Annotated in this window: 20 protein-coding genes; 10 read left to right on the top strand and 10 right to left on the bottom strand. The window is 71.4% G+C overall.

The window, feature by feature from the left end; all coding sequences use genetic code 11:
• Window positions 1-2 precede the first annotated feature (2 nt).
• Window positions 3-2,222, top strand: coding sequence for a protealysin inhibitor emfourin (locus J1M46_RS03835; protein ID WP_206446614.1), 2,220 nt, complete (start codon window positions 3-5; stop codon window positions 2,220-2,222).
• 52 nt (window positions 2,223-2,274) lie between these two features.
• Here J1M46_RS03835 and J1M46_RS03830 read toward each other — a convergent pair whose 3' ends face one another.
• From J1M46_RS03830 to J1M46_RS03820, 3 genes are all read right to left on the bottom strand, one after another.
• A complete protein-coding gene (locus J1M46_RS03830; protein ID WP_206446613.1) occupies window positions 2,275-3,234 on the bottom strand; it encodes a hypothetical protein in 960 nt (319 codons plus the stop codon).
• A 307-nt stretch (window positions 3,235-3,541) separates the two neighbouring features.
• A complete protein-coding gene (locus tag J1M46_RS03825; protein ID WP_206446612.1) occupies window positions 3,542-5,254 on the bottom strand; it encodes a thiamine pyrophosphate-binding protein in 1,713 nt (570 codons plus the stop codon).
• Between the two features lie 173 nt (window positions 5,255-5,427).
• Window positions 5,428-6,582, bottom strand: a complete 1,155-nt coding sequence (locus J1M46_RS03820) for a hypothetical protein (RefSeq protein WP_206446611.1) — start codon at window positions 6,580-6,582, stop codon at window positions 5,428-5,430.
• Window positions 6,583-6,682: 100 nt separating this feature from the next.
• Here J1M46_RS03820 and J1M46_RS03815 point away from each other — a divergent pair, with 100 nt between their 5' ends.
• Together J1M46_RS03815 and J1M46_RS03810 are read left to right on the top strand one after the other, a co-directional pair.
• A complete protein-coding gene (locus J1M46_RS03815; RefSeq protein ID WP_206446610.1) occupies window positions 6,683-7,429 on the top strand; it encodes a lysoplasmalogenase family protein in 747 nt (248 codons plus the stop codon).
• A gap of 56 nt (window positions 7,430-7,485) precedes the next feature.
• Complete coding sequence (locus J1M46_RS03810) at window positions 7,486-8,274, top strand: aspartate/glutamate racemase family protein (RefSeq protein WP_206446609.1); 789 nt, start codon at window positions 7,486-7,488, stop codon at window positions 8,272-8,274.
• A gap of 12 nt (window positions 8,275-8,286) precedes the next feature.
• On the opposite strand, the gene J1M46_RS03805 is transcribed toward J1M46_RS03810, so the two are convergent.
• Window positions 8,287-9,183: a LysR substrate-binding domain-containing protein gene (locus tag J1M46_RS03805; RefSeq protein WP_206446608.1), complete on the bottom strand. Its 897-nt coding sequence runs from the start codon at window positions 9,181-9,183 to the stop codon at window positions 8,287-8,289.
• A gap of 46 nt (window positions 9,184-9,229) precedes the next feature.
• Window positions 9,230-10,153, bottom strand: coding sequence for a DMT family transporter (locus J1M46_RS03800; RefSeq protein WP_206446607.1), 924 nt, complete (start codon window positions 10,151-10,153; stop codon window positions 9,230-9,232).
• Window positions 10,154-10,184: 31 nt separating this feature from the next.
• Between J1M46_RS03800 and J1M46_RS03795 the strand changes: the two genes are divergently transcribed.
• Window positions 10,185-10,478, top strand: a complete 294-nt coding sequence (locus J1M46_RS03795; protein ID WP_206446606.1) for a GNAT family N-acetyltransferase — start codon at window positions 10,185-10,187, stop codon at window positions 10,476-10,478.
• A gap of 7 nt (window positions 10,479-10,485) precedes the next feature.
• On the opposite strand, the gene dhaM is transcribed toward J1M46_RS03795, so the two are convergent.
• The 3 genes from dhaM to dhaK are packed head-to-tail and all read right to left on the bottom strand — an operon-like array spanning window position 10,486 to window position 12,784.
• Complete coding sequence (gene dhaM / locus J1M46_RS03790; protein WP_206446605.1) at window positions 10,486-11,163, bottom strand: dihydroxyacetone kinase phosphoryl donor subunit DhaM; 678 nt, start codon at window positions 11,161-11,163, stop codon at window positions 10,486-10,488.
• Window positions 11,160-11,783, bottom strand: coding sequence for a dihydroxyacetone kinase subunit DhaL (dhaL, locus tag J1M46_RS03785; protein WP_206446604.1), 624 nt, complete (start codon window positions 11,781-11,783; stop codon window positions 11,160-11,162). The genes dhaM and dhaL overlap by 4 nt, the downstream gene beginning before the upstream one ends.
• Window positions 11,780-12,784, bottom strand: coding sequence for a dihydroxyacetone kinase subunit DhaK (dhaK, locus tag J1M46_RS03780; RefSeq protein WP_206446603.1), 1,005 nt, complete (start codon window positions 12,782-12,784; stop codon window positions 11,780-11,782). Before dhaK ends, dhaL begins: the two co-directional genes overlap by 4 nt.
• Before the next feature lie 264 nt (window positions 12,785-13,048).
• On the opposite strand from dhaK, the gene J1M46_RS03775 reads away from it, so the two are divergent.
• Both J1M46_RS03775 and glpK read left to right on the top strand, forming a co-directional pair.
• Entirely contained in the window at window positions 13,049-13,774 is a 726-nt protein-coding gene (locus J1M46_RS03775; RefSeq protein ID WP_241249294.1) for an MIP/aquaporin family protein, read from the top strand.
• A 91-nt stretch (window positions 13,775-13,865) separates the two neighbouring features.
• A complete protein-coding gene (glpK, locus tag J1M46_RS03770) occupies window positions 13,866-15,377 on the top strand; it encodes a glycerol kinase GlpK (protein ID WP_206446601.1) in 1,512 nt (503 codons plus the stop codon).
• A 55-nt stretch (window positions 15,378-15,432) separates the two neighbouring features.
• On the opposite strand, the gene J1M46_RS03765 is transcribed toward glpK, so the two are convergent.
• Both J1M46_RS03765 and trpD read right to left on the bottom strand, forming a co-directional pair.
• A complete protein-coding gene (locus J1M46_RS03765; RefSeq protein ID WP_206446600.1) occupies window positions 15,433-16,407 on the bottom strand; it encodes a hypothetical protein in 975 nt (324 codons plus the stop codon).
• Complete coding sequence (trpD, locus tag J1M46_RS03760; protein WP_206446599.1) at window positions 16,386-17,438, bottom strand: anthranilate phosphoribosyltransferase; 1,053 nt, start codon at window positions 17,436-17,438, stop codon at window positions 16,386-16,388. Before trpD ends, J1M46_RS03765 begins: the two co-directional genes overlap by 22 nt.
• 119 nt (window positions 17,439-17,557) lie before the next feature.
• Here trpD and ctaE point away from each other — a divergent pair, with 119 nt between their 5' ends.
• From ctaE to qcrB, 4 genes are read left to right on the top strand one after another with little or no spacing between them, the layout of a single operon-like run.
• Entirely contained in the window at window positions 17,558-18,154 is a 597-nt protein-coding gene (ctaE, locus tag J1M46_RS03755) for an aa3-type cytochrome oxidase subunit III (RefSeq protein ID WP_241249002.1), read from the top strand.
• Window positions 18,155-18,171: 17 nt separating this feature from the next.
• Window positions 18,172-18,981, top strand: a complete 810-nt coding sequence (qcrC, locus tag J1M46_RS03750; protein WP_241249001.1) for a cytochrome bc1 complex diheme cytochrome c subunit — start codon at window positions 18,172-18,174, stop codon at window positions 18,979-18,981.
• A 30-nt stretch (window positions 18,982-19,011) separates the two neighbouring features.
• The gene (gene qcrA, locus J1M46_RS03745) at window positions 19,012-20,139 is read left to right on the top strand and encodes a cytochrome bc1 complex Rieske iron-sulfur subunit (protein ID WP_206446597.1); all 1,128 of its coding nucleotides are present in this window, start codon (window positions 19,012-19,014) and stop codon (window positions 20,137-20,139) included.
• Entirely contained in the window at window positions 20,136-21,722 is a 1,587-nt protein-coding gene (gene qcrB, locus J1M46_RS03740; RefSeq protein ID WP_206446596.1) for a cytochrome bc1 complex cytochrome b subunit, read from the top strand. Before qcrA ends, qcrB begins: the two co-directional genes overlap by 4 nt.
• Window positions 21,723-21,739 lie beyond the last annotated feature (17 nt).

Genomic DNA, 21,739 nt, shown 5'->3' with positions numbered 1-21,739 from the left:
GCATGGAGATCGCAGCACGTCTCGGCAGCGTCACCGCGGATGCGGCCAAGGTCGCCGAGCGCACCGTCCACCGCCTCGCGAAGCCCGCCGCCCTCGCCCTGGCGCCGGTGCTGCTGCGGCAGGCCAAGCAGCTGCAGGAGGGCCTCGTCTGGCTGCCGGAGCCGAAGGGCCAGCGGCACGGCACGATCCCCGCGCCCGAGGGCGGCGGCTCCGCCCCGCTGCGCCTGCTCGCGATCGGCGACTCCACCGCCACGGGCGTCGGCGCAGAGCGGCTCGAGGACGGCCTCGTGCTGCAGACCGCCACCCGCCTCGCCGCTCGCGAGCAGCGGCCGGTCGAGTGGCGCATCATCGGTCTCGAGGGCTCGACCGCGGCCCAGGTGCTGGAGCGCTACCTGCCGGAGGTGGAGGGCGAGTGGGACGCGATCCTGCTGCTCGTCGGCGCCAACGATGCGCTGCAGCTGGTCGGCCGCAGGGCCTTCGCGAGATCCATCCGCCAGTTGGTCGCCGGGCTCGCCGAGCACCTCTCCCCCGGCGGTGTCATCGGTCTCACGGGCACGCCCCAGATCGACACCTTCGTCTGGCTGCCGCAGCCCGTCCGCTCGCTCATCGGCGGCCATGCGCGCACGCTCGACGACATGCAGCAGCGCATCGCCGCCGCCGATCCGCGCGTGCTCCACCTGCCGACGCCGGCGATCGTCGAGCCCGAGCAGCACGCGGCCGACGGTTTCCACCCCTCGGCGGCGGGCTACCGGCTGTGGTCGAGCATCGTCGCCCCGCGCATCGCGCAGGCGCTCGCGCGCCGCGCGGCCGACGCTCCAGCAGCAGAGACTCCGTCGCTCGCCCCCGCCGCCACCGAGCTGTCGGCGCCCGTCCGCCAGGGCATCGTGCCGCCGTACCTGCTCGAGCAGCTCGCCGCCGCGGGCCTGGCTACGGCCTCGATCGTCGCCGAGCGCACCCTGGGCCTCGACCGAGGCATCCGCACCGGTCGCGAGGCCACCGCGCCGCAGCAGCCGAGCCTGCGACCCGACGCCCCCGCGCGCATCCCGGGCGAGCCGCCGGCGCCGCACCGCACGATCAGCGACGCGAAGGGCACCACGACGCTGCCGGGCAGCGCGGTGCGCACCGAGGGCGAGGAGCCGACGGACGACATCGCTGTGAATCAGGCCTACGACGGGCTCGGCCTCTCCTGGCAGCTGCTGATGGATGCCTTCGGCCGCGACTCGCTCGATGGCGCGGGCATGCCGCTGCTGGCGACCGTGCACTACGGCGACCGCTACGCGAACGCCTTCTGGGACGGCACGCGCATGGTGTTCGGCGACGGTGACGGCGAGGTGTTCGCGGGCTTCACGAACGCCGTCGACGTGATCGGGCACGAGCTCGGCCACGGCGTGATCTCCTCGACCGCCGACCTCGTCTACCGCGACCAGTCCGGGGCCCTGAACGAGTCGATCGCCGATGTGCTCGGCTCGCTCGTCAAGCAGCACGTGCTCGGCCAGAGCGCCGACGCGGCCGACTGGCTGATCGGCGCCGGCGTCTTCACCGACACGGTGCAGGGGGTGGCGCTGCGCTCGATGTCGGCGCCCGGCACCGCCTACGACGACCCGGCGCTCGGCAAGGACCCGCAGCCCGGCCACATGCGCGACTTCGTCGTCACTCGCGACGATCTCGGCGGCGTGCACATCAACTCCGGCATCCCGAACAGGGCCTTCCACCTGGTCGCCACCGCGATCGGCGGCAAGGCGTGGGAGGCGCCGGGCCTGATCTGGATGGATGCCCTCACCGGCGACCTCCCCCGCACCGCCGACTTCGCGACCTTCGCGGCTGCGACCGTGGACGCATCCGTCGCCCGCTTCGGCGAGGACGCCGCCGAGACGCTTGCCGTGCGCGAGGCATGGGCGGCCGTCGGCGTGACCGACGAGGCGGTGCCGGATGCGTCGGTCGCCGACGAGGTCAGGGTCGCCCGCACGGGTGGCATGCTCGGGCGCACTCAGGCAGCGGTGCTCGAGCTGCAGGTCATCCCGGGCGACGACCGGGAGCAGCTCGACACGCTCGTCGCCTCCGGCGTGCTGGAGGATCTCGGCAGGCAGACGCTGCCCGATGCCCCGCTGTGGCGCGTGACGGTCGAGACGAAGTGCGACGTGACGGTCGCCGAGCCGCTGCTGCCCGAGGAGGTGCTGGCGCTGCTCAGGCGCCTGCTCGAGCTCGGCGACGAGCCCGCGTAGGCCGCTCTGTCTCACCACCCGAGGGATGACGAGTTGGTGCACGAGTGACGCATCACTCCTGCTTGGATCCGTCATTCCTCAGCGGCGGCAGCGAGCGATGGTCGAGCACAGCCTCGAGGTCGAGCAGCCAGCGCTCCGGACTCGGCACGAAGTCCCGATTCGTCGCGCGCACGACATGCAGCCCAATGCGCGCGAACTCGCGATACTTCTCGATGTCGCGATCCCACTGCTGCTTGGACCGGTGGCCGTCGCCCTCGTACTCCTCCACCACGCGCGCCTCGCGATGCATGAGGTCGGCGCGTCCGAGCAGCCGGCCCGACTGTGGGTCGTGCACAGCCGCCTGCACCTCCGGCTCAGGCAGCCCCGCATCGACGATGAACAGCCGCATGTCGGTCTCGCGAGGCGACTCGACGCGCTCGCGAATGCGCGGCAGCGCTGCCCGCAGCGACGCGGCGCCCAGCTTCCCGCCGCGCTGCTCGGTGACCTCCTGCAGCTCGTCGAGCGTCGCGAGCGGCCCCGGCAGCCGCCGATCGGGGTAGTTGTCGGCGTTCGAGACGATCGCATCGCCGATGACGACGAGCTCGTGCACCGTGCAGCGCCCAGCCATCAGCGCCCACGCCAGCGGGGCGGCGGCAGCGCGCAGACCGTCGATCTCCCACGCCTCGAAGCGCTCGACCGAGATCCGCCGCACGCGAACGCCGGCACGACTGGGGTAGCCGCGCCCCGTCGCCGAGACCACCTCGACCGTCTTGGCGGAGCCCATCCGCCACGGCACCGGCAACCCGAGCGTCGCCAGAGCCGAGATGCCGCCGAGCGCCTGCCACGGCCGCAGCAGCGGCGCGAACGCCGCGGCACGCTCGACGAGGGTCTTCGGTCGTTCGACCGTGCGGATGCCGCGGTACGGAGTCGCGAGGCTCCCGTTGCGCAGTGTCCCTGGCGGGACGCCCTGCGCGCGGGCCTCGACCACGGTGAAGCCGCGCGCCCGCAGACTCTCAGGAAGTTCGTTCTGCATGGGCGGAACCTGCCACATGCCCCCCGCACGAGCGATTCTCCTCTCCACAGCCATGCCGCTGTCTCGCCCCGAAACCCCCGCCCCGGCCCAGCCCGGGCGCCCGGCCCAGGAGAGCAGTGAGGCGTTGATGCACGAGTGACGCGTCACTCCTGCACCGACCCGTCACTCCCCGGGGGCAGCGGCCAGCGGCAGCGGTCTGCGGCATCGGCCGGCGGCATCGGCCGGCGGCAGCGGTCTGCGGCAGCGGTCTGCGGCAGCGGTCTGCTGCGCGGCCCGCGGGCGGCGCGGCCCGCGGGCGGCCCCGCCGCTAGTTCGCGGCGGCGGCGCGCATCGCCGCCTCGCGGATCTCGACGATGTAGGGCGCCACGACCTGCTGGCTGACGCGGCAGTCGGCGACGAAGACGCCGTCCTCGCCCGCGGCGAGCCAGTCCTGCAGCTGCCGCAGGTCGTCCAGCGTCTCGATGACCGCGGCGGTCGCGCCGAGGCCGCGGCCGAGCGCTGCGAAATCGACCTGCTCGATGAGCATCGGCTCCTCGGCGACGCCGCGCACGGCGTACTGGTGCACCTCGGCGCCATAGGCGGCGTCGTTGACGAGCACCACCACGCCGCGGCGCACGGTGCGCACGACGCTGTCGAGATCGGCGAGCCCCATCAGCGCTCCGCCGTCGCCGGAGACCAGCACGATGGTCGACTCGGGGCGCGCGGCGCCGGCGCCGACCGCGCTCGGGAGGCCGAGGCCGATCGTCTGGAACGCGGTGCCGACCATGAGCAGCCGCTCGGGGTCGGCGACGCTGAGGTGCGTCGGCGCCCAGCCGATGAAGTGGCCGCCGTCCTGCACGATGACGCGGTCGGCGGGCAGGATGCGCTCGAGCGCGTGGAACAGGCTGCGCGGGTCGAGTCGGCCGTCAGGTGCTGCCGCATCGCCTGGCTCGCGCTCGAAGTGCACGCCCGTGACGTCGCCGAAGCCTGCCGCCGCCCAGCCCTCGTCGCCCTGGCGGCCGCCGCCCTCGGAGGTGCGCTCCGCGGTGCCCTCCGCCGCGGTCAGCGCCAGCAGCGCCTCGGCGACCAGTCGCGCATCGCCGCGCACGAGCTCGTCGACGCGGGGATTCGTTGCGGCCTCGAGGATGTCGACCTGCACGACGCGGGCGTCGGGCGCGAAGGCCTCGCCGAAGCGCATCTGGAACTGGTTGAGGCCCGCGCCGACGACCAGCACGACATCGGCCTGCTCGATCGCTTCCGCCGCGCGGTCGGAGGCGAAGCCGCCGCAGATGCCGAGGTGGCGGTGGTCGGGGGCGAAGATGCCGCTGCCGAGCGCGCTCGAGGCGATGCGGGCGCCGAGCCGAGCTGCGAGCTCCCGCAGCGCCTCCGCTGCGCCGGCCAGGTGCGCGCCGCGGCCCGCGAGCAGCAGCGGCCGACGCGCCTCGGCGAGGGCCTGCGCGACCTCGGCGAGCTGCTCGGCGTCGATCGAGACGAACGGCGTCGAGGCTGCATCGAGCGATGCTGCCTGCACGCCGTCGCCCTCGAGCTCCGCGTGCGCGACGTCGTACGGGATGCCCAGCACGACGGGCCGGCGCTCGAGCAGTGCCATCTCGATCGCGCGACGGGTCGCCGACCGCGCGTCACCGCGGCCGACCACGATCGTGCCCGCACCGACGGCGTCGGCGATCGCGGCCTGGTCGACATCCCACGGGCGGGGGCCGCCGGTGGGCTGGTCGCCGACGACCAGCACGAGCGGGGTGCGTGCCTGCGCGGCCTCGGCGAGCGGAGTGATCGCGTTGGTGTAGCCGGGGCCGTAGGTGGTGGTCGCGACCGCGAGCCGTCCGCTCGCACGGTAGAAGGCGTCGGCGGCGGCGACCGTGGCCGCCTCATGGCGCACGGTCGTCAGCTGCATGGCGCCGCGGCGCACGACGGCGTCGAGGAACCAGGCGTTGCCGTTGCCCATCAGCGCGAAGACATCGCTGGCGTGCTGCTCGAGCTCGGCCGCGATGGCGGCCGAGACGGTGGTGGTGGGCTCAGTCATGGGGCTCTCCGGCAGAGAAGGAGGCTCGACGGCGCGGCGCTCTGGCGACACGGCACGGAACCTCATCGATGGGGTCCATGTGTGTCGCGCGCGGATGCGCGTGGTCCCTTTTCTCGAGACCGGCACCGGGTGGGATGCGATGCCTGACGCCGACGATCGTATCCGATCGGCGGTCAGTCGCGGAAGGTCTCGCGAGCCCTGGTGGGCAGGCCCAGCTGCGCGTCCTGCGGATGTGCGCGCAGGTGCTCGCGCATGCGCGGGATCGCGAACTCCACCCGACCGCGCTCGGGCGCGATGATGATGCCGCCGTCGAGCAGCCGCGAGCGCTGCCGGCCGGCGTTGCCGCTGGTGGCACCCATGCGCTCGGCGACCGTGGCCGTCGAGGCCGGCCCGTCGTCCTCGGCCATCGCCAGCAGGTAGTCGCGGTCGCGGGCCGAGAGCCCCCGCAGCGCCGGCACGATCACGCTCTCCCCCATGGCCGCGTGCGCGACCTCGACGGCGTGCTGCACCGCATCCGTCGTGATCTCCGAGGTGCTGGGCGTGTACTCCCACGCGCGGGCGCCGATGGACTGCACGAGGTAGGGGTAGCCCTCGCTGCCCCTCGCGGCGCGGTCGAGCGCCGCCTCGCCGATCGTGCGCCCGCGGCTGCGCACCGGCTCGGCGATGGCGGCGCGGGTCTCGGCGAGCGTCAGCGTGTCGAGGCGCACTTGCTGTGCGCGGCGGAAGAAGGTGAGCCCGTCGGCGTCGAGCGCGGCGGCGATCGAAGCGGGCACGCCGGCCGCGACGATCGCGATCCGGCGATCCTCGCGCATCAGGTGCTGCACCGCGATCGCGATGCGGCGCAGCTGGTCGAGCGACTCGATCGCGACCTCGTCGAGCGAGACCAGCACACCGGCGCCGCGACCCTCCGCGAGCTCGACGAGCCGGGCGAACATGCTCTCGAGCCGCGGCTCGCGCTCGTAGCGCGCCGTCGACTCGGTGCGCAGGCCGCCCACCTGCGCGACCGTGACGCTCGTGATCTCGTGCCGCACCGCATCCGGGTCCTGCGCCAGCAGCATCGCCGGCAGCTGGTCGTGCTCGAGCAGGTCGACGAGCCCGGCGTGCAGCGTGCCGTGCACCACCGTCCAGTCGTGGGCGAGCGCGAGATCCTCCACCGCGTTGAGCAGCACGGTCTTCCCGACGCCGCGCATGCCGGTGACGAGCGCGGCGCGATACGGCGACCACGCGCCCAGGCCGAACACCTCGCGCCACTCGTCGAGCAGCGCATCCCGACCCGCCAGCATGGGCGGCGAGATGCCGAATCCGGGCCTGAAGGGGTTGTCGTGCACGCGCCCACTCTGCCATCGCCCGCCGACACGGCGACCCGACACGGCGACCCGCCGCGAGGAGCACCCGCCCCGTCGGCGCCGGTCGTGGAACGATGGGCACATGCCCGCGATGCCGCTGCCCCGTGCCCTGCGCACCGGCCTGCTCGTCGCCGCGGTGGTGCTCGCGGTCAATCTGCTGGCCGCGGCGCTGATCGGCATCGGCGTGGGCAACGCCGACATGCTGAACCTGGTGCGCACGGTGCTGATGTGGCTGCTGCTGCCGCCCATCGCGATCGCGCTCGCGCTGATCGGCGCGCTGCGGCATCCGGTCGGCCGCTGGCACCTCGCCGCCATCGTCCTGTGCGCGCTGGGCGACGGCTTCGGCGCCACCACCGGCATGACGATCGTGCTGCTGGGCCTGTTCCTGCTCGGTCACATCGCCTACCTGTTCGCGCTCTGGCCGACCCGCAAGCGCTCGCTGGCGTGGAGCCCGGCTGCGATCGGCTACGCCATCGTCGCGCTCATCGCCGGCGTCCTGATCGCCATCAACGCCGGCGCGCTGGCGATCCCCGTGCTGCTCTACGCCTTCGTGCTGGCGGCCGTCGCAGCCTTCGCCGCGATCGACACCGCGGGTCTCCTCGGCGGGCTGCTCTTCCTGGCGAGCGATCTCGTGCTGGGCATCGGCCTGTTCGTGATCGACATCCCCGACCCGCTGCGCACCTTCTGCGTGCTCATCCCCTACGTGGGCGCCCAGGCGCTGCTGGCGGTGAGCCTGCAGCAGCGGCTGGGCCTTGGCGCTCCCGCGCCGACCGCCCCGCTGCCGAGCACCGCGACCCGGACGACCTCTGGCTATTACCGCACCAAATAGCAATCATCAGAGACACAGGTTGGACTTCTATCCCCCAGCCTGGTGGGATCGATGGCATGCAGCACGTCACCGCAGCCGAGCACACCCCGCACCGTGCCGCCGGCGAGACCATCGGCGTCCTCGGCGGCATGAGCTGGCACTCCACGATCGAGTACTACCGCGCCATCAACGAGCGGGTCGCCGCCGAGCGCGGCGGGCACGCCTCCGCACGGCTGCTGCTCTCGAGCCTCGACTTCGCAGAGATCCGCGACTGCCAGCTGCGCGAGGACTGGGCGGCGGCGGGCGAGATCCTGGCACGCGAGGCAGCCGCGCTCGAGCGCGCCGGCGCGGGGTCGATCGCGATCGGGACCAACCTCATGCACAAGGTCGCGCCCGCCGTCGAGGCGAGCATCGGTGTGCCGCTCGTGCACATCGGCGATGCGGTGGCGGATGCGGCCGGTCGCGCCGACGCGCGCACGCTCGGCATCGTGGGCACGCAGTGGGTGATGGCCGAGCCGTTCTACGCCGACCGGCTGGCACAGCACGGCATCGCCGTCGTCGTCCCCGTCGCTGGCGCGCAGGCCGAGCTCGACCGCATCATCTTCGACGAGCTCACCCAGGGCGTGGTGACGGATGCGTCGCGTGCCGTGTACCGGGACGCGATCGCCGCGCTCGTGGCCGAGGGCGCCGAGGCGATCGTGCTCGCGTGCACCGAGATCATGCTGCTGATCGGCGCCGATGACTCGGCCGTGCCGCTGATCGACTCGTGCGAGGCGCATGCGGGCGCGCTGGCGCGGATCGCGCTGGGCGAGCTGGCGGCCGATGGCCTCGCGCCCGCCGCCCGCATCTCGGCCGCGCACGGCTGAGCGGTCAGCGACTCAGGCGACGCTCTCGCTCCACAGCGTCTGCATCGCCTCGAGCACGGTGCTGACCGCCGGCACGCGCTCCGCACCGTGGCGGTAGCGCAGCGAGACGGTGCGCCCCGAGCCGTCGGAGAGGGCAGCGACCACCACGTCGTCGCGCGTGAGCACCCGCAGCGCCATCGCCGGCAGCAGCGTCACGGAGCCGGTCGCGGCCACGAACGACTGCGCGGCGACGAAGTCGTCGGTCTCGAACTGGATCCTGGGCGCGAAGCCGGCGTCGGCGGCGAGCGACTCGAGGTGCGCGCGGCACCGCTCGCAGCCGCCCACCCAGTCGGAGCCGGCGAGCGCGGCGATGTCGACGGGGCCGCCGCCGGCCAGCTCGTGATCGAGCGGCAGCACGATGCGCGAGGGGTCGCTGCCGAGCTCGAGGCGCGCGAGCTGCACGTCGTCGTGGAGCTCGTCGTACTCGAACGCGACCGCGATGTCGGCGTCGCCGGCGAGCACCGCTTCGATCGCCTCCGGCGGCTCGAGCTCGATGACGCGCGCGGTGAGCTCCGGCACCGCGACCCGCGCCGCGGCGATCGCACGCGGCACGAAGTCGGCCAGCGCCGAGGGGAACGCGGCGATCGTGACGCTGCCCGCGCCCTCCGCGAGCGAGGTCAGCTCTGCTTCGGCGGATCCCAGCAGCCCGGCGATCGCATCGGCGTGCCGCAGCAGCCGCTCGCCCGCCTCCGTCAGCGTGACACCGGTCGACGAGCGCAGCAGCAGCGCCTGGCCCACCTCCTCCTCGAGCAGGCGGATGTGCTGGCTCACGGCCGGCTGCGTCCAGCCGAGCGCGCGAGCGCCGCCGGAGACGGAGCCCTCGCGCGCGACCGTTCGAAAGATCAGGATGCGACGCGGGTCCAGTTGCATGCGACAAGCATGCCCCACCCAGCCGCGTGCCGTCTCCGCGCCGCGCTCACTCGCCCGGCATGCGCACGGGCGCGTCGATCGCGCCAGTGGGCGGCTCATCGCGGCGCGCTGGGCTGCGTGCCGCGAGCAGCTCGACCACGTACATGGCGCCGAGGATCATGCCGCCGCCGACGACCAGCCGCCAGGTGATCGCCTCGCCGCCGAACGCCACGGCGAAGGCGGTCGCCCAGACCGGCTCGGCGGTCATGATGACGGCGGCGCGCGTCGCACTGATCTGCGCCTGCGCCCAGGTCTGCACCCACATCGCGGCGATCGAGGCGAACACCACCATGTAGAGCATCGACGCCCACTGCTCCCCCGTCGCCGGCAGCGTGATGCCGTCCGGCACGCCGCCCGCGAAGCAGACGATGCCGATCACCCACAGCTGCACGATCGCGATGCCGAGCGCGTGCTCCACCCGCGCCCAGCGGGCCGTGGCGATGATGTGCAGCGCGTACGCGAGCGCGCCGCCCAGCGTGAGCGCCTCGCCGAGGCCGAAGGAGATGCCGGTGAGCGTCAGCACCATGAGGCCTGCGGCCGCGACCGCTACAGCGATCCAGGTGCTCGTCTCGATGCGCTGCCGGAAGGCGAGCGCGGCGATCAGCGGCGTGAGCACGATGTAGACCCCGGTCAGGAACCCGCTCACCGAGGCCGCCGTGGTCTCGAGCCCGATCGTCTGCAGGATCTGCGCCGCGGTGTACAGCAGCCCCAGCACCGCGGAGCGCAGCAGCAGCGGGCGGCCCAGTCGGGCGATGCTGCGCCACGCGATCGCCGTCATGATGGCGGCGGCGAGCAGGAACCGCACACCGAGGAAGTCGAGCGAGGGCACGTGCTCGACGAGGTCCTTGATGAGGAAGAAGGTCGAGCCCCACACGACGGTGAGGCCCACCAGCAGCACGGTCGCCAGTCGTGAGGTGCCCGTCTCCGCCATCCGCTCAGAATAGGCCGCTAGCGTGGCGCCCATGAGCGAGCAGCAGAGCGAGACGCAGATCACCGAGAACACAGCGGCGCGGCGCTTCGAGGCGCACATCGACGGCGCCCTGGCCGGCTTCGCCGACTACCGCGACGACCAGGCCGTGCGCTCCTTCGTGCACACCGAGATCGACCGGGCGTTCGGCGGCCGCGGCGTCGGCTCGACGCTCGTCGATGAGGCGCTGCGCGCCACCATCGCCGATGGCAAGCAGATCCGGCCGATCTGCTCGTTCGTCGTCGCTCGCGCGGCGGCCGACGAGTTCGCCGCGCACGTCGTGCACTGACGAGCGGCTACGACTCCCCGAAGCCCTCCGCAGCCAGCAGCTCGATCGCCGCGATGGCCTCCGCGGCCTGCGCGCCGGTCGCTTCGAACCGCGCGACCGTGCCGCGATCGAGGCCCAGGGCCAGCACCCGCAGCATGCTCGTCGCATCCACGCCGTTGACCGTCACCTGCGCGTCGAAGCCGCTCGCGGTGCGCACCAGCTCGGCGGCTGGCCTGGCGTGCAGCCCGTGCTCGTTCGCGAGCGCGATCTCCACCGCCGCCGACCGGGCGGAGTCAGCCGGGTGCTGGTGCTCGGTCGCCGGCTGCGCTGGGGCGGGCGCCTGATCCTGGGCCGCCGCCAGCACCTGCTCGAGGCTCGCCCCCGACTCGGCTGCGACTGCCGCAGCGACGGCACCCTCGACGATCGGCGCGTCGGCGATGCGGATGCGCCCGGGGTCGTCAGCGAGGTCGAGCGCGGTCTCGGCGGTGAGGACGGCAGAGCCGAGATCGCACAGCACCACCACGCCGTCGCCGGAGTCGGCCGCGGTCAGCGCCGCCTGCACCTTGTCGAAGCTCGTGCCGATGCCGCCGTCGTCGGTGCCGCCTGCGGGTACGATCTCGACCGCTGCCGCCATCTGGGCCGCCAGTTCGACGACTCCCTCCGCGATGCGCGCGGAGTGCGAGACGATGACCAGTCCGACCGTCACCGCGTGTCCGCCGCCACCCGCAGGATGAGCGCGGTCGACTCCGCGCCGGGGTCGCGGTGCCCGATCGCCCGCTCCCCCAGATAGGAGGCGCGCCCCTTGTGCGCGACCAGCGGCTCGGTCGCGATCGCGCCCTCCGCCGCCGCGCTCGCGGCCGCCTCCAGCACGGCGCGCACGTCATCGCCCGCGGCGCCAGCGGCCTCGACGGCCGGACTCCACGCATCCACCATCGTCTTGTCGTTCGGCTCGGCCTTGCCGCGGGCGACGATGCCGTCGCGGGCGGCGGTCAGCACCTCGACCAGCCCGGTGGCATCGAGCTCCGGCCGGTCGCCGGCAGCCATGGCCGCCTTCAGGAAGGCGGTGCCGTACAGCGGGCCGGCAGCGCCGCCGACGGTCGAGATGAGCGTCGTGGCGACCAGCTTCAGCACCGCGCCGGGCGTCGGGGCGTCATCGAGCGCATCGAGCTTGCCGAGCACCGCCTGGAAGCCGCGGTCGAGGTTCTCGCCGTGGTCGCCGTCGCCGATGGCGCGGTCGAGCGCCGTCAGCTCTGACTTGCGAGTGGCGATCTCGGCGACGACGGCCTCGATCCACCGCCGAGTCCACGCGCCGTCGAGCCCGCTCACCGGCCCCACCGCAGCGCGGCGGTGTGCACCGGCGCGTCGTACAGGTCGAGCAGGTCGTCGTCGACCTTCAGCAGCGTGATCGAGACGCCCTGCATCTCCAGGCTCGTGACGTAGGAGCCCACCAGCGAGCGCGCGAGATCGATGCCGCGCTCGGCGAGCACCTCGGCGGCGCGGCGGAAGACGATGTAGAGCTCCGACATCGGGGTGCCGCCCATGCCGTTGACGAGCAGCACGACCCGGTCGTCCTTCGCGAACGGCAGGTCCTCGAGGATCGGCTCGATCAGGCGGTCGACGAGCCGGTCGGCTGGCTCCAGCGCGATGCGGGCGCGGCCCGGCTCGCCGTGGATGCCGATGCCGATCTCGACCTCGTCCTCGCCCAGCTCGAAGCTCGGCTCGCCGGCGTGCGGCACGGTGCAGGGCGCGAGCGCCAGGCCCATCGAGCGCACCTGGCTGTTCACGGTGCGCGCGATCTCGGCGACCCGGTCGAGCGAGTCGCCCCGTTCGGCGGCGGCGCCGGCCAGCTTCTCGACGAGCATCGTGCCCGCGACGCCGCGGCGACCGGCCGTGTAGAGGGAGTCCTTGACGGCCACGTCGTCGTCGACGATCACCGACTGCACCTCGATGCCCTCGGCGAGCGCGAGGTCGGCGGCGGTCTCGAAGTTGAGCACGTCGCCGGTGTAGTTCTTCACGATGTGCAGCACGCCCGCCCCGGCGTCGACCTGCTTCGTCGCCTCCAGGATCGGGTCGGGCGTGGGCGAGGTGAACATGGCACCGGGCACCGCCGCGTCGAGCATCCCGTGCCCGACGAATCCGGCGTGCAGCGGCTCGTGGCCCGAGCCGCCTCCGGAGACCAGGCCGACCTTGCCCGCCACGGGCGCGTCGGCCCGCACCACGACGAATGGCGGGTCGATCACCACCCGCACGAGGTCGCTGTGGGCTGCTGCGAATCCGGCGACGCCTTCGTCGACGGTCTTCGCGGGATCGTTGATGAGCTTCTTCACGGTGGGCCTCTCCCTCGCGGTGATCCGACGCCGGTGGTCCAGCACGGTGGTCCGTTTCGTCCTCACGCTACGCCTCAGCCTGAAGATTCTCGACGCATTATGTAGAAAATCCTCAGCGGACGCACACAGCCGAGCAAAGCACAGTTACTGTGTCGGTACTGCCTGAGCGGGCGGTTCGGGCGATGATGCCCGGAGAAGAGAAAGCAGGGACCTGTGGATCAGAACCTCGGTCTGATATTCCTCTCGGAGCTGGTCGGAACCGCGATGCTGGTGCTGCTCGGCTGCGGCGTCGTCGCCAACGTCGTGCTGAAGGGCAACAAGGGCTTCGGCGGCGGCTTCCTGATGATCAACTTCGGCTGGGGCCTTGCGGTCTTCGCCGGTGTCGTCGTCTCGATCTACTCGGGTGCGCACATCAACCCGGCCGTCACCTTCGGGCTCTTGGCGAAGGACCTCGTGCAGGGCAACGAGGTCAACTGGGCCGCGGTACCCGTCTACATCATCGCCCAGCTCATCGGTGCCTTCATGGGCGCCGTGCTGTGCTGGCTCGCCTACAAGCAGCACTTCGACATCGAGGAGGACCCGGGCGCCAAGCTCGGCACCTTCTCCACCGGCCCCGGCATCCGCCACAACGGCTGGAACCTCGCCACGGAGATCATCGGCACCTTCGTGCTGGTGTTCGTCGTCGTCGGCTTCGGTGCGCAAGGCGGCGACGACGCGCTCGGCGTGCCTGCCGGCCTCGCCTCGCTGGGCGCCCTCCCGGTCGCACTGCTGGTCGTCGGCATCGGCGCCTCGCTCGGTGGTCCGACGGGATATGCCATCAACCCGGCCCGTGACCTCGGCCCGCGCATCGCGCACGCGCTGCTGCCCATCAAGGGCAAGGGGTCGAGCGACTGGAGCTACTCCTGGATCCCGGTCGCCGGGCCGATCATCGGCGGCGTCATCGGCGGCGCCACCGCGCCGCTGCTGATCGCCACGATCGCCGGCGCTTGATCGAGAGGGAGGAGGCCGGAGCGGGCCTCCTCCCTCCGTCGTCGCGCACACACCGCACCCAACACATCCACCACCCAACGAAGGAGTTCCGGTGAACGACTACGTCATCGCCATCGACCAGGGCACGACCTCCACTCGCGCCATCCTCTTCGACCACGCCGGGAGCATCGTCTCCTCCGGCCAGCTCGAGCACGAGCAGATCTTCCCGCAGGCCGGCTGGGTCGAGCACGACCCCATGGAGATCTGGAACAACACCCGCGAGGTCATCGGCCAGGCGCTCTCGAAGGCCAACGTGACGCGCCACAACGTGAAGGCCATCGGCATCACGAACCAGCGCGAGACGGCGGTCGTGTGGAACAAGAACACGGGCGAGCCGGTCTACAACGCGATCGTGTGGCAGGACACCCGCACGCAGAAGATCGTCGACCGGCTGGCCGACGGAGACACCGACCGCTACAAGAAGCAGGTCGGCCTGCCGCTGGCGACCTACTTCTCGGGCACCAAGATCGTCTGGATCCTCGAGAACGTCGACGGCGCCCGCGAGGCCGCCGACGCCGGTGACCTGATCTTCGGCACCACCGACAGCTGGGTGCTGTGGAACCTGACCGGCGGCGTGAACGGCGGCGTGCACGCGACCGACGTCACCAACGCATCCCGCACGATGTTCATGGACCTCGAGACCACCACCTGGAACGACGACATCCTCGCCGACTTCGGGGTGCCGAAGTCGATGCTCCCGGAGATCATGTCGTCCTCGGGCGAGTTCGGCGTCGCCGCCTCGGAGTCGCTGCTGCGCGAGACACCCATCACGGGCATCCTCGGCGACCAGCAGGCCGCCACCTTCGGCCAGGCCGCGTTCGACCAGGGCGAGGCGAAGAACACCTACGGCACCGGCAACTTCCTCATCTTCAACACGGGTGAGGAGATCGTGCACTCCGAGAACGGGCTGCTCACGACGGTCGGCTACAAGATCGGCGACGAGCCCGTGCACTACGCGCTCGAAGGCTCGATCGCGGTGACCGGCTCGCTCATCCAGTGGCTGCGCGACAACCTGGGGCTCATCAAGGACGCACCCGCGGTCGAGGAGCTCGCGAAGTCGGTGGAGGACAACGGCGGGGCCTACTTCGTGCCGGCGTTCTCTGGCCTCTTCGCGCCCTACTGGCGACCGGATGCCCGTGGCGCGCTCGTGGGCCTCACCCGGTACGTCAACAAGGGCCACATCGCCAGGGCGGCGCTCGAGGCGACCGCGTTCCAGACCGCTGAGGTCGTCGACGCGGTGAACGCGGACTCGGGCGTGGACCTGACGGAGCTGAAGGTCGACGGCGGCATGATCGCCAATGACACGCTCATGCAGTTCCAGGCCGACATCCTGCGGGTGCCGGTCATCCGCCCGGTGGTGGCGGAGACCACCGCGCTCGGCGCCGCCTACGCGGCCGGCCTCGCTGTCGGCTTCTGGGGCTCGCTCGACGAGCTGCGCCAGAACTGGCAGGAGGACAAGCGCTGGGAGCCGCAGATGGATGAGGAGGCGCGCGACCGCACGTACCGCAACTGGAAGAAGGCGGTGCAGAAGACCCTCGACTGGGTCGACGACGACGTGGAGTGATCCGCGCGTGAGGCGAGGGGCGGCTGCGGCCGCCCCTCGCTCGCGTCTGCGGCGGCTACGTCGCGCGCAGCTCCGGGCCGCTGATCCAGATCACCGCTGCCGCGATCGCGACGATCACCATGGTGACCCGCGCGGTGGCCACCGAGAGCACGATCGACGCCCACCAGTCGTCGCCGGCGGAGAGCCTGCCGCGCTCGACCGGCTGCTTCGCGGAGATCGCGACCGCGATGGCGATCAGGTCGAGGCCCACGAGCATCGTGATGACCTCGTAGCGCCTGCGGCTGCGCTCCCCTGTGCGCGATGCGCGGCCGGAGGCGTGCGGCTCCGCGACGTTCGCGACCGGCAGCAGGGCGCGCATCCACCCGTCCAGCCACCAGCCCAGCAGCACGAGGCCGAGCAGCAGCGCCAGCATGACCGCGCGGGAGAGCGCCTCGTCGGCGGCACTGGCAGCCTCCTCCCACGGATCCTGCGCGAGCCGGGCGCGCAGCACCGGCAGCGCCCTGGCGTAGAAGGCCGCGCCGGCGATGGCATAGCCGAGCACGACGATCAGGATCGTGAGCGGATGCCGCATGCGCACGAGCATCCAGGCCACAACGAGCGCCGCGCCGCTGGCGAACTCGATCGCGTCGAGCGCGCCGTAGGTGGTCGCCCCCAGCAGCGTGGTCGACTGCATCATCATGGTGACCGAGCTGCCGAGCGCGAATAGCACGATGCAGTAGGCAGCCACGACCCGGTAGCCGCGCGAGGCCGGTGCGACGAGCGCCGCCAGCAGCAGCAGCAGCACGCCGATGCCGCGCAGCGTCAGCGATGGCGACAGCGCGGGCGGGCGGTGCAGCAGCAGCGTCAGCCCGTAGCTGGCCAGCAGCCCGCCGAGCGCGAGCGCGACCAGCAGCAGCGAGCGCGAGGCGCGGTCTGCCCAGCGCAGCGGCCAGCTGTGCCAGACCTCCTCGGACGACCAGGTGCCCTGCCGGTGCGCGCGCGGCTGCTCGGCAGCGCCGTCGCGCGCCGTCAGCTCGCGGCTCTGCGCCATGCCTCGAGCGTGCGCGTGGCCGCGCCGGAGTCGATCGCGGTCGTGGCCGTCTCGAGCTCCTCCGCGAGGCGCTCCTTCAGCGGGCGGTCCTTCTGCCGGGGGTCGCTGTCCAGGCGCCAGGCGACCAGCGCCGCCGCCGCGTTCAGCAGCACGATGTCCCGCACGGCGCCGCCCTCGCCCGCGAGGGTGCGCTGGAGCACGTCGGCGTTGTGCTCGGGCGAGCCGCCGCGCAGGTCATCGAGAGAGGCGCGCGGGATGCCGAGCTCGCGCGGGTCGATGTCGTGCTCGACCACATCGCCGCGCGCCACCTCCCACAGCTCCGAGTGCCCGGTGGTGGTGAGCTCGTCCAGCCCGTCCTCGCCGCGCACCACCAGCGCCGTGGCGCCGCGGGTGGCGAACACGCCCACGAACTGCTCGACCACGCTCTTGTCGGCCACGCCCACCAGCGAGACCTCGGGTCGAGCCGGGTTGACCAGCGGCCCGAGGTAGTTGAAGACGGTCGGCACGCCCAGCTGTGCGCGCACCGGACCGGCATGGCGGAATCCCGGGTGGAACCTGGTCGCCCACGCGAAGGAGATGCCCGCCTCCTGCAGGATGCGCCGCACCGCCGCGGGGTCGTCGTCTGCGGGCACCACGCCCAGCGCGTCGAGCACGTCGGAGGCGCCGGAGGAGGAGGACACGGCGCGATTGCCGTGCTTGAGCACCGGCACGCCCGTCGCCGCGACCACGATGCTCGCGGTGGTCGAGATGTTGACCGTGTGCTGACGATCGCCGCCGGTGCCGACGATGTCGACCACCCGCGTGTCGCCCGGCAGCGGCACCGCCGCCTCGAGCACCGCGTCGCGGAAGCCGACCAGCTCTTCCGACACCACGCCCTTCGCGCGCAGGGCGATCAGGAAGCCGGCGATCTGCGCCTCGGTGGCGGTTCCGGCCACAACTTCTGCCATTGCCCACTCGGCCTGACGGATCGCCAGATCCTCGCCGTCCAGCAGCGTCTCGAGCACGACTGGCCAGGTCAAGAGGCGATCCATGGCTCGAGCCTATCTTTTTGCGGCACGCTGTCTGTCGGGTCGAGACCAGCCGCCCATCTGTCGCTAGGATGGCTCTCGTGTCCACTACTGCGCTCCCTCTGTCGCCATCCTCGGCGCCGATGATCAGGCGACCGAACACCGTTGCGGTCGGCACGATCGTCTGGCTCGGCAGCGAGGTCATGTTCTTCGCCGGCCTCTTCGCGATCTACTTCACGCTCCGAGCCATGTCTGGCGACCTGTTCGCCAGCGAAGCCGAGAAGCTGAACGTGCTCTTCGCCACCATCAACACGCTGATCCTGCTGACCTCGAGCTTCACCGCCCAGGCGGGCGCGAACGCTGCTGAGCACCACCAGGCGCGCAGGACCGGCGGCATGCTGCAGTTCAGCAAGTGGGGCATGATCGAGTGGTTCTTCCTGACCTACGCTATGGGCGCCACCTTCGTCACGCTGCAGGTCTTCGAGTACATCGAGCTCATCCAGCACGGCGTGACGCTCTCGTCGAACTCCTACGGCTCCGCCTTCTACCTGACGACCGGCTTCCACGGCCTGCACGTCGCCGGCGGCCTCTTCGCGTTCCTGTTCGTCATCGGGCGCGCATACGCCGTCAAGCGCTTCTCTCGCAAGGAGGCGACGAGCGCGCACGTCATCTCCTACTACTGGCACTTCGTCGACGTGGTCTGGATCGGCCTGTACCTCGTCATCTACTGGCTCAAGTAACGGTTGGGTGAACAACGTTGGCTACACGAAAGAAGACCGGCCGCAGGCATCCGCTGGCGAGCACCGCGCTGCTGCTCATCGGCCTCGTCGCCGCGGGTGGCGCCTCCGCTGCGGTGGGCACCATCGCGAACGCGAACCCCGCTCCGGAGTCGGCATACTCGCAGTCGCTGACCGTCGAGGACGGCGCTGAGCTGTTCCGCGCCAACTGCGCGACGTGCCATGGCATGAACGCCCAGGGCACCCAGAACGGGACCAGCCTGATCGGCGTGGGCGCCGCATCCGTCAACTTCCAGGTCATGACCGGCCGCATGCCGATGGCCTTCCAGGGCCCGCAGGCCCTGAAGCGCGACCCGATGTTCACGCAGGAGCAGTCGGATGCGATGGGCGACTGGGTCGCCTCGCTCGCCCCCGGCCCCGAGCGACCGGCCGAGGAGTGGCTCGACACCTCGCAGGTCTCCGACGAGGGGCTCGCGAACGGCGGCGTGCTCTTCCGCATCAACTGCGCCATGTGCCACAACCTCGCCGGCGCCGGCGGTGCCCTCACCGAGGGCAAGTTCGCGCCGCCGCTGAACGGCGTCGATGCCGCGCACATCTACGAGGCCATGCTGACCGGCCCGCAGAACATGCCGGTGTTCAACGATGCCAACATCGCGCCGGAGCAGAAGCGCGAGATCATCGCGTACCTGCGCTACCTCGATGACAACCCGTCGGTGGGCGGATTCGACCTCGGTGCCCTCGGCCCGGTGTCGGAGGGCCTGTTCATCTGGATCTTCGGCCTCGGCGGCCTCGTCGCCGTCACGGTCTGGCTCACGTCGAAGCCCAACTGATCCATGGCCCAGGAGACGGAGAGGAACAGCATGTCGGCTGAAGACCAGTCGGCTCCGCGCGAGCCCAGCGGCCACCAGCAGAGCGTGGTCGTCCACGATCGCGGTGCTGCCATCGAGCAGTCGGATGCGTTCGAGAACCCGGGCCTGCCGCCGCACCGCCCGCGCCAGACCGACCTCCACCCCCACAAGGAGCGCCGCGCGGAGCGCCAGGTGGTCGGCTGGTTCCTGCTCTCGATGCTCGGCTCCGTGCTCGCGATCGTCGCGTACATCGCCGTGCCGATCGAGTTGGGCAACATGGCGAGCGTCCGCGCGAACAACCTGTTCCTCGGCCTTTCCATCGCGCTCGCCCTGCTCGGCATCGGCATCGGTGCCATGCACTGGGCGCGCCAGCTCATGAGCAGCCACGAGGTCGTCGAGGAGCGCCACCTGACGCGCGGCTCGGAGCCGAGCCGTGCGCGCGCGGTCGAGATCTTCCAGCTGGGCGACGAGGAGTCCGGCTTCAGCCGCCGCTCGCTCATCCGCAACACGCTCATCGGCGCCATCGCGCTCGTGCCGCTGCCGGCGGTCGTGCTCTTCCGTGACCTCGCGCCGGCGCAGGACGCGGTCGAGGCGATCGCTCACACCATGTGGCGCCCCGGCATGCGTTTGGCGCTCGATCCCTCGGGCGCGCTCATCAGGGCCGCCGACGTCACGCAGGGCTCCGCCTTCCACGTCATCCCGGAGCCGCTGGCCGAGATCGGCCACAACGAGGGCTACCTCGACCAGAAGGCGCTCGCCGCCGTGCTGCTCGTGCGCGTACCGCCGGAGAGACTGAACGAAGTGCCTGGCCGGGAGGGCTGGTCGTACGACGGCATCGTGGCGTACTCGAAGATCTGCACGCACGTCGGCTGCCCGGTCGCGCTGTATGAGCAGCAGACCCACCACCTCCTGTGCCCCTGCCACCAGTCGACGTTCGACGTCTCGAACCACGCGAAGGTCGTCTTCGGCCCGGCGAAGCGCCCGCTGCCGCAGCTGCCCATCACGGTGGACGACGAGGGCTACCTCGTCGCGCAGCGCGACTTCACCGAGCCGATCGGGGCGTCGTTCTTCGAGCGTCTGCAGCACGTCGACCCCGAGCACGTGCCGCTGTCGGCCGCTGAGACGGAGAACCGCGCATGACCACCACCGCCCCGCGCTCCTCCTTCACCGCGCAGGCGTCGAACTACCTCGACGAGCGCACCAGCATCTCGACGATGGTCTCGGCACTGGGCCGCAAGGTCTTCCCGGACCACTGGTCGTTCATGCTCGGCGAGATCATCCTGTACTCGTTCGTCGCGATCCTGCTCACGGGCACCTTCCTGACGTTCTTCTTCGAGCCCTCGATGACGGCGATCGAGTACGACGGCTCGTACGTGCCGCTCAAGGGCGTCGAGATGTCGGCGGCCTACGCCTCGACGCTCGACCTCTCGTTCGACATCCGCGGCGGCCTGCTGATGCGCCAGGTGCACCACTGGTCGGCGCTGCTGTTCGTCGCCGCCATCGGCCTGCACATGCTGCGCGTGTTCTTCACGGGCGCTTTCCGGAAGCCGCGCGAGATCAACTGGGTCGTCGGCTTCATCCTCTTCATCCTGGCGCTGGCGGAGGGCTTCACCGGCTACTCGCTGCCCGACGACCTGCTCTCGGGCAACGGCCTCGCGATCATCAACGGCATGGTCAAGGGCATCCCGGTGGTCGGCACCTGGATCTCGTACCTGCTCTTCGGCGGCATCTTCCCGGGCGACGACATCGTGCCCAGGCTGTTCGTGCTGCACATCATGCTGCTGCCGGCGCTCGTGATCGCCTTCATCGGCGTGCACCTGGTGCTCATGGTCGTCAACAAGCACACGCAGTTCGCGGCCCCCGGCAAGACGAACGACAACGTCGTGGGCGCGCCGATCATGCCGCTGTTCGCGGCGAAGGCCGGCTCGTTCTTCTTCATCGTGTTCGGCTTCCTGGTGGCGATCGGATCGACCTTCACGATCCTGCCGGTGTGGGACTTCGGGCCCTACGACCCATCCCCCGTCTCCGCCGGCACCCAGCCCGACTGGTACATCGGCTTCGCCGACGGCGCGCTGCGACTCGCACCCGGCTGGGAGTCGGAGATCTTCGGGCTGACGCTGTCGTGGAACATCCTGCTGCCGATCGCGGTGCTGGGCGGCTTCATCGTGCTGGTCATGTTCTACCCCTTCATCGAGGGGTGGATCACGAAGGACCAGCGCGAGCACCACATCGCCGAGCGCCCCCGCAACAACCCGACGCGCACCGCCATCGGCGCGGCTGGCATCTGGTTCTACGCGGTGCTCTGGGCAGCGGCCTCCTCCGACCTGATCGCGACGCACTTCCACCTGAACGTGTTCCAGGTCACCTGGGCGCTGCAGGCGGCGCTGATCCTCGGCACGGTCATCGTGTACTGGATCACCAAGCGCACGGCGATCGCGCTGCAGAAGAAGGATCGCGAGATCCTGCTGCACGGCTACGAGTCGGGCAACATCCGCAGGCTCCCGGGCGGCGAGTACGTCGAGGTGCACGAGCAGCTCGACGACTACCAGTCGTGGAAGCTCAAGGCCTACGAGAGCTACGCCCCCGTCATGGTGCGCCCGAACGCCAACGGCAGGATCACCCCCGCGACGCACCTGCGCTCGGCCATGTCGCGCTGGTTCTTCGAGGACCGCATCGAGCCGATCACGCGCAGCGAGATCGAGGCGTCGAAGCACCACCACTGATCCGATCGATCGTTGCA

The organism is Agrococcus sp. KRD186 (genome assembly GCF_017168255.1).
Lineage (GTDB): Bacteria > Actinomycetota > Actinomycetes > Actinomycetales > Microbacteriaceae > Agrococcus.
This window is presented reverse-complemented; position numbering and strand designations above follow the sequence as displayed.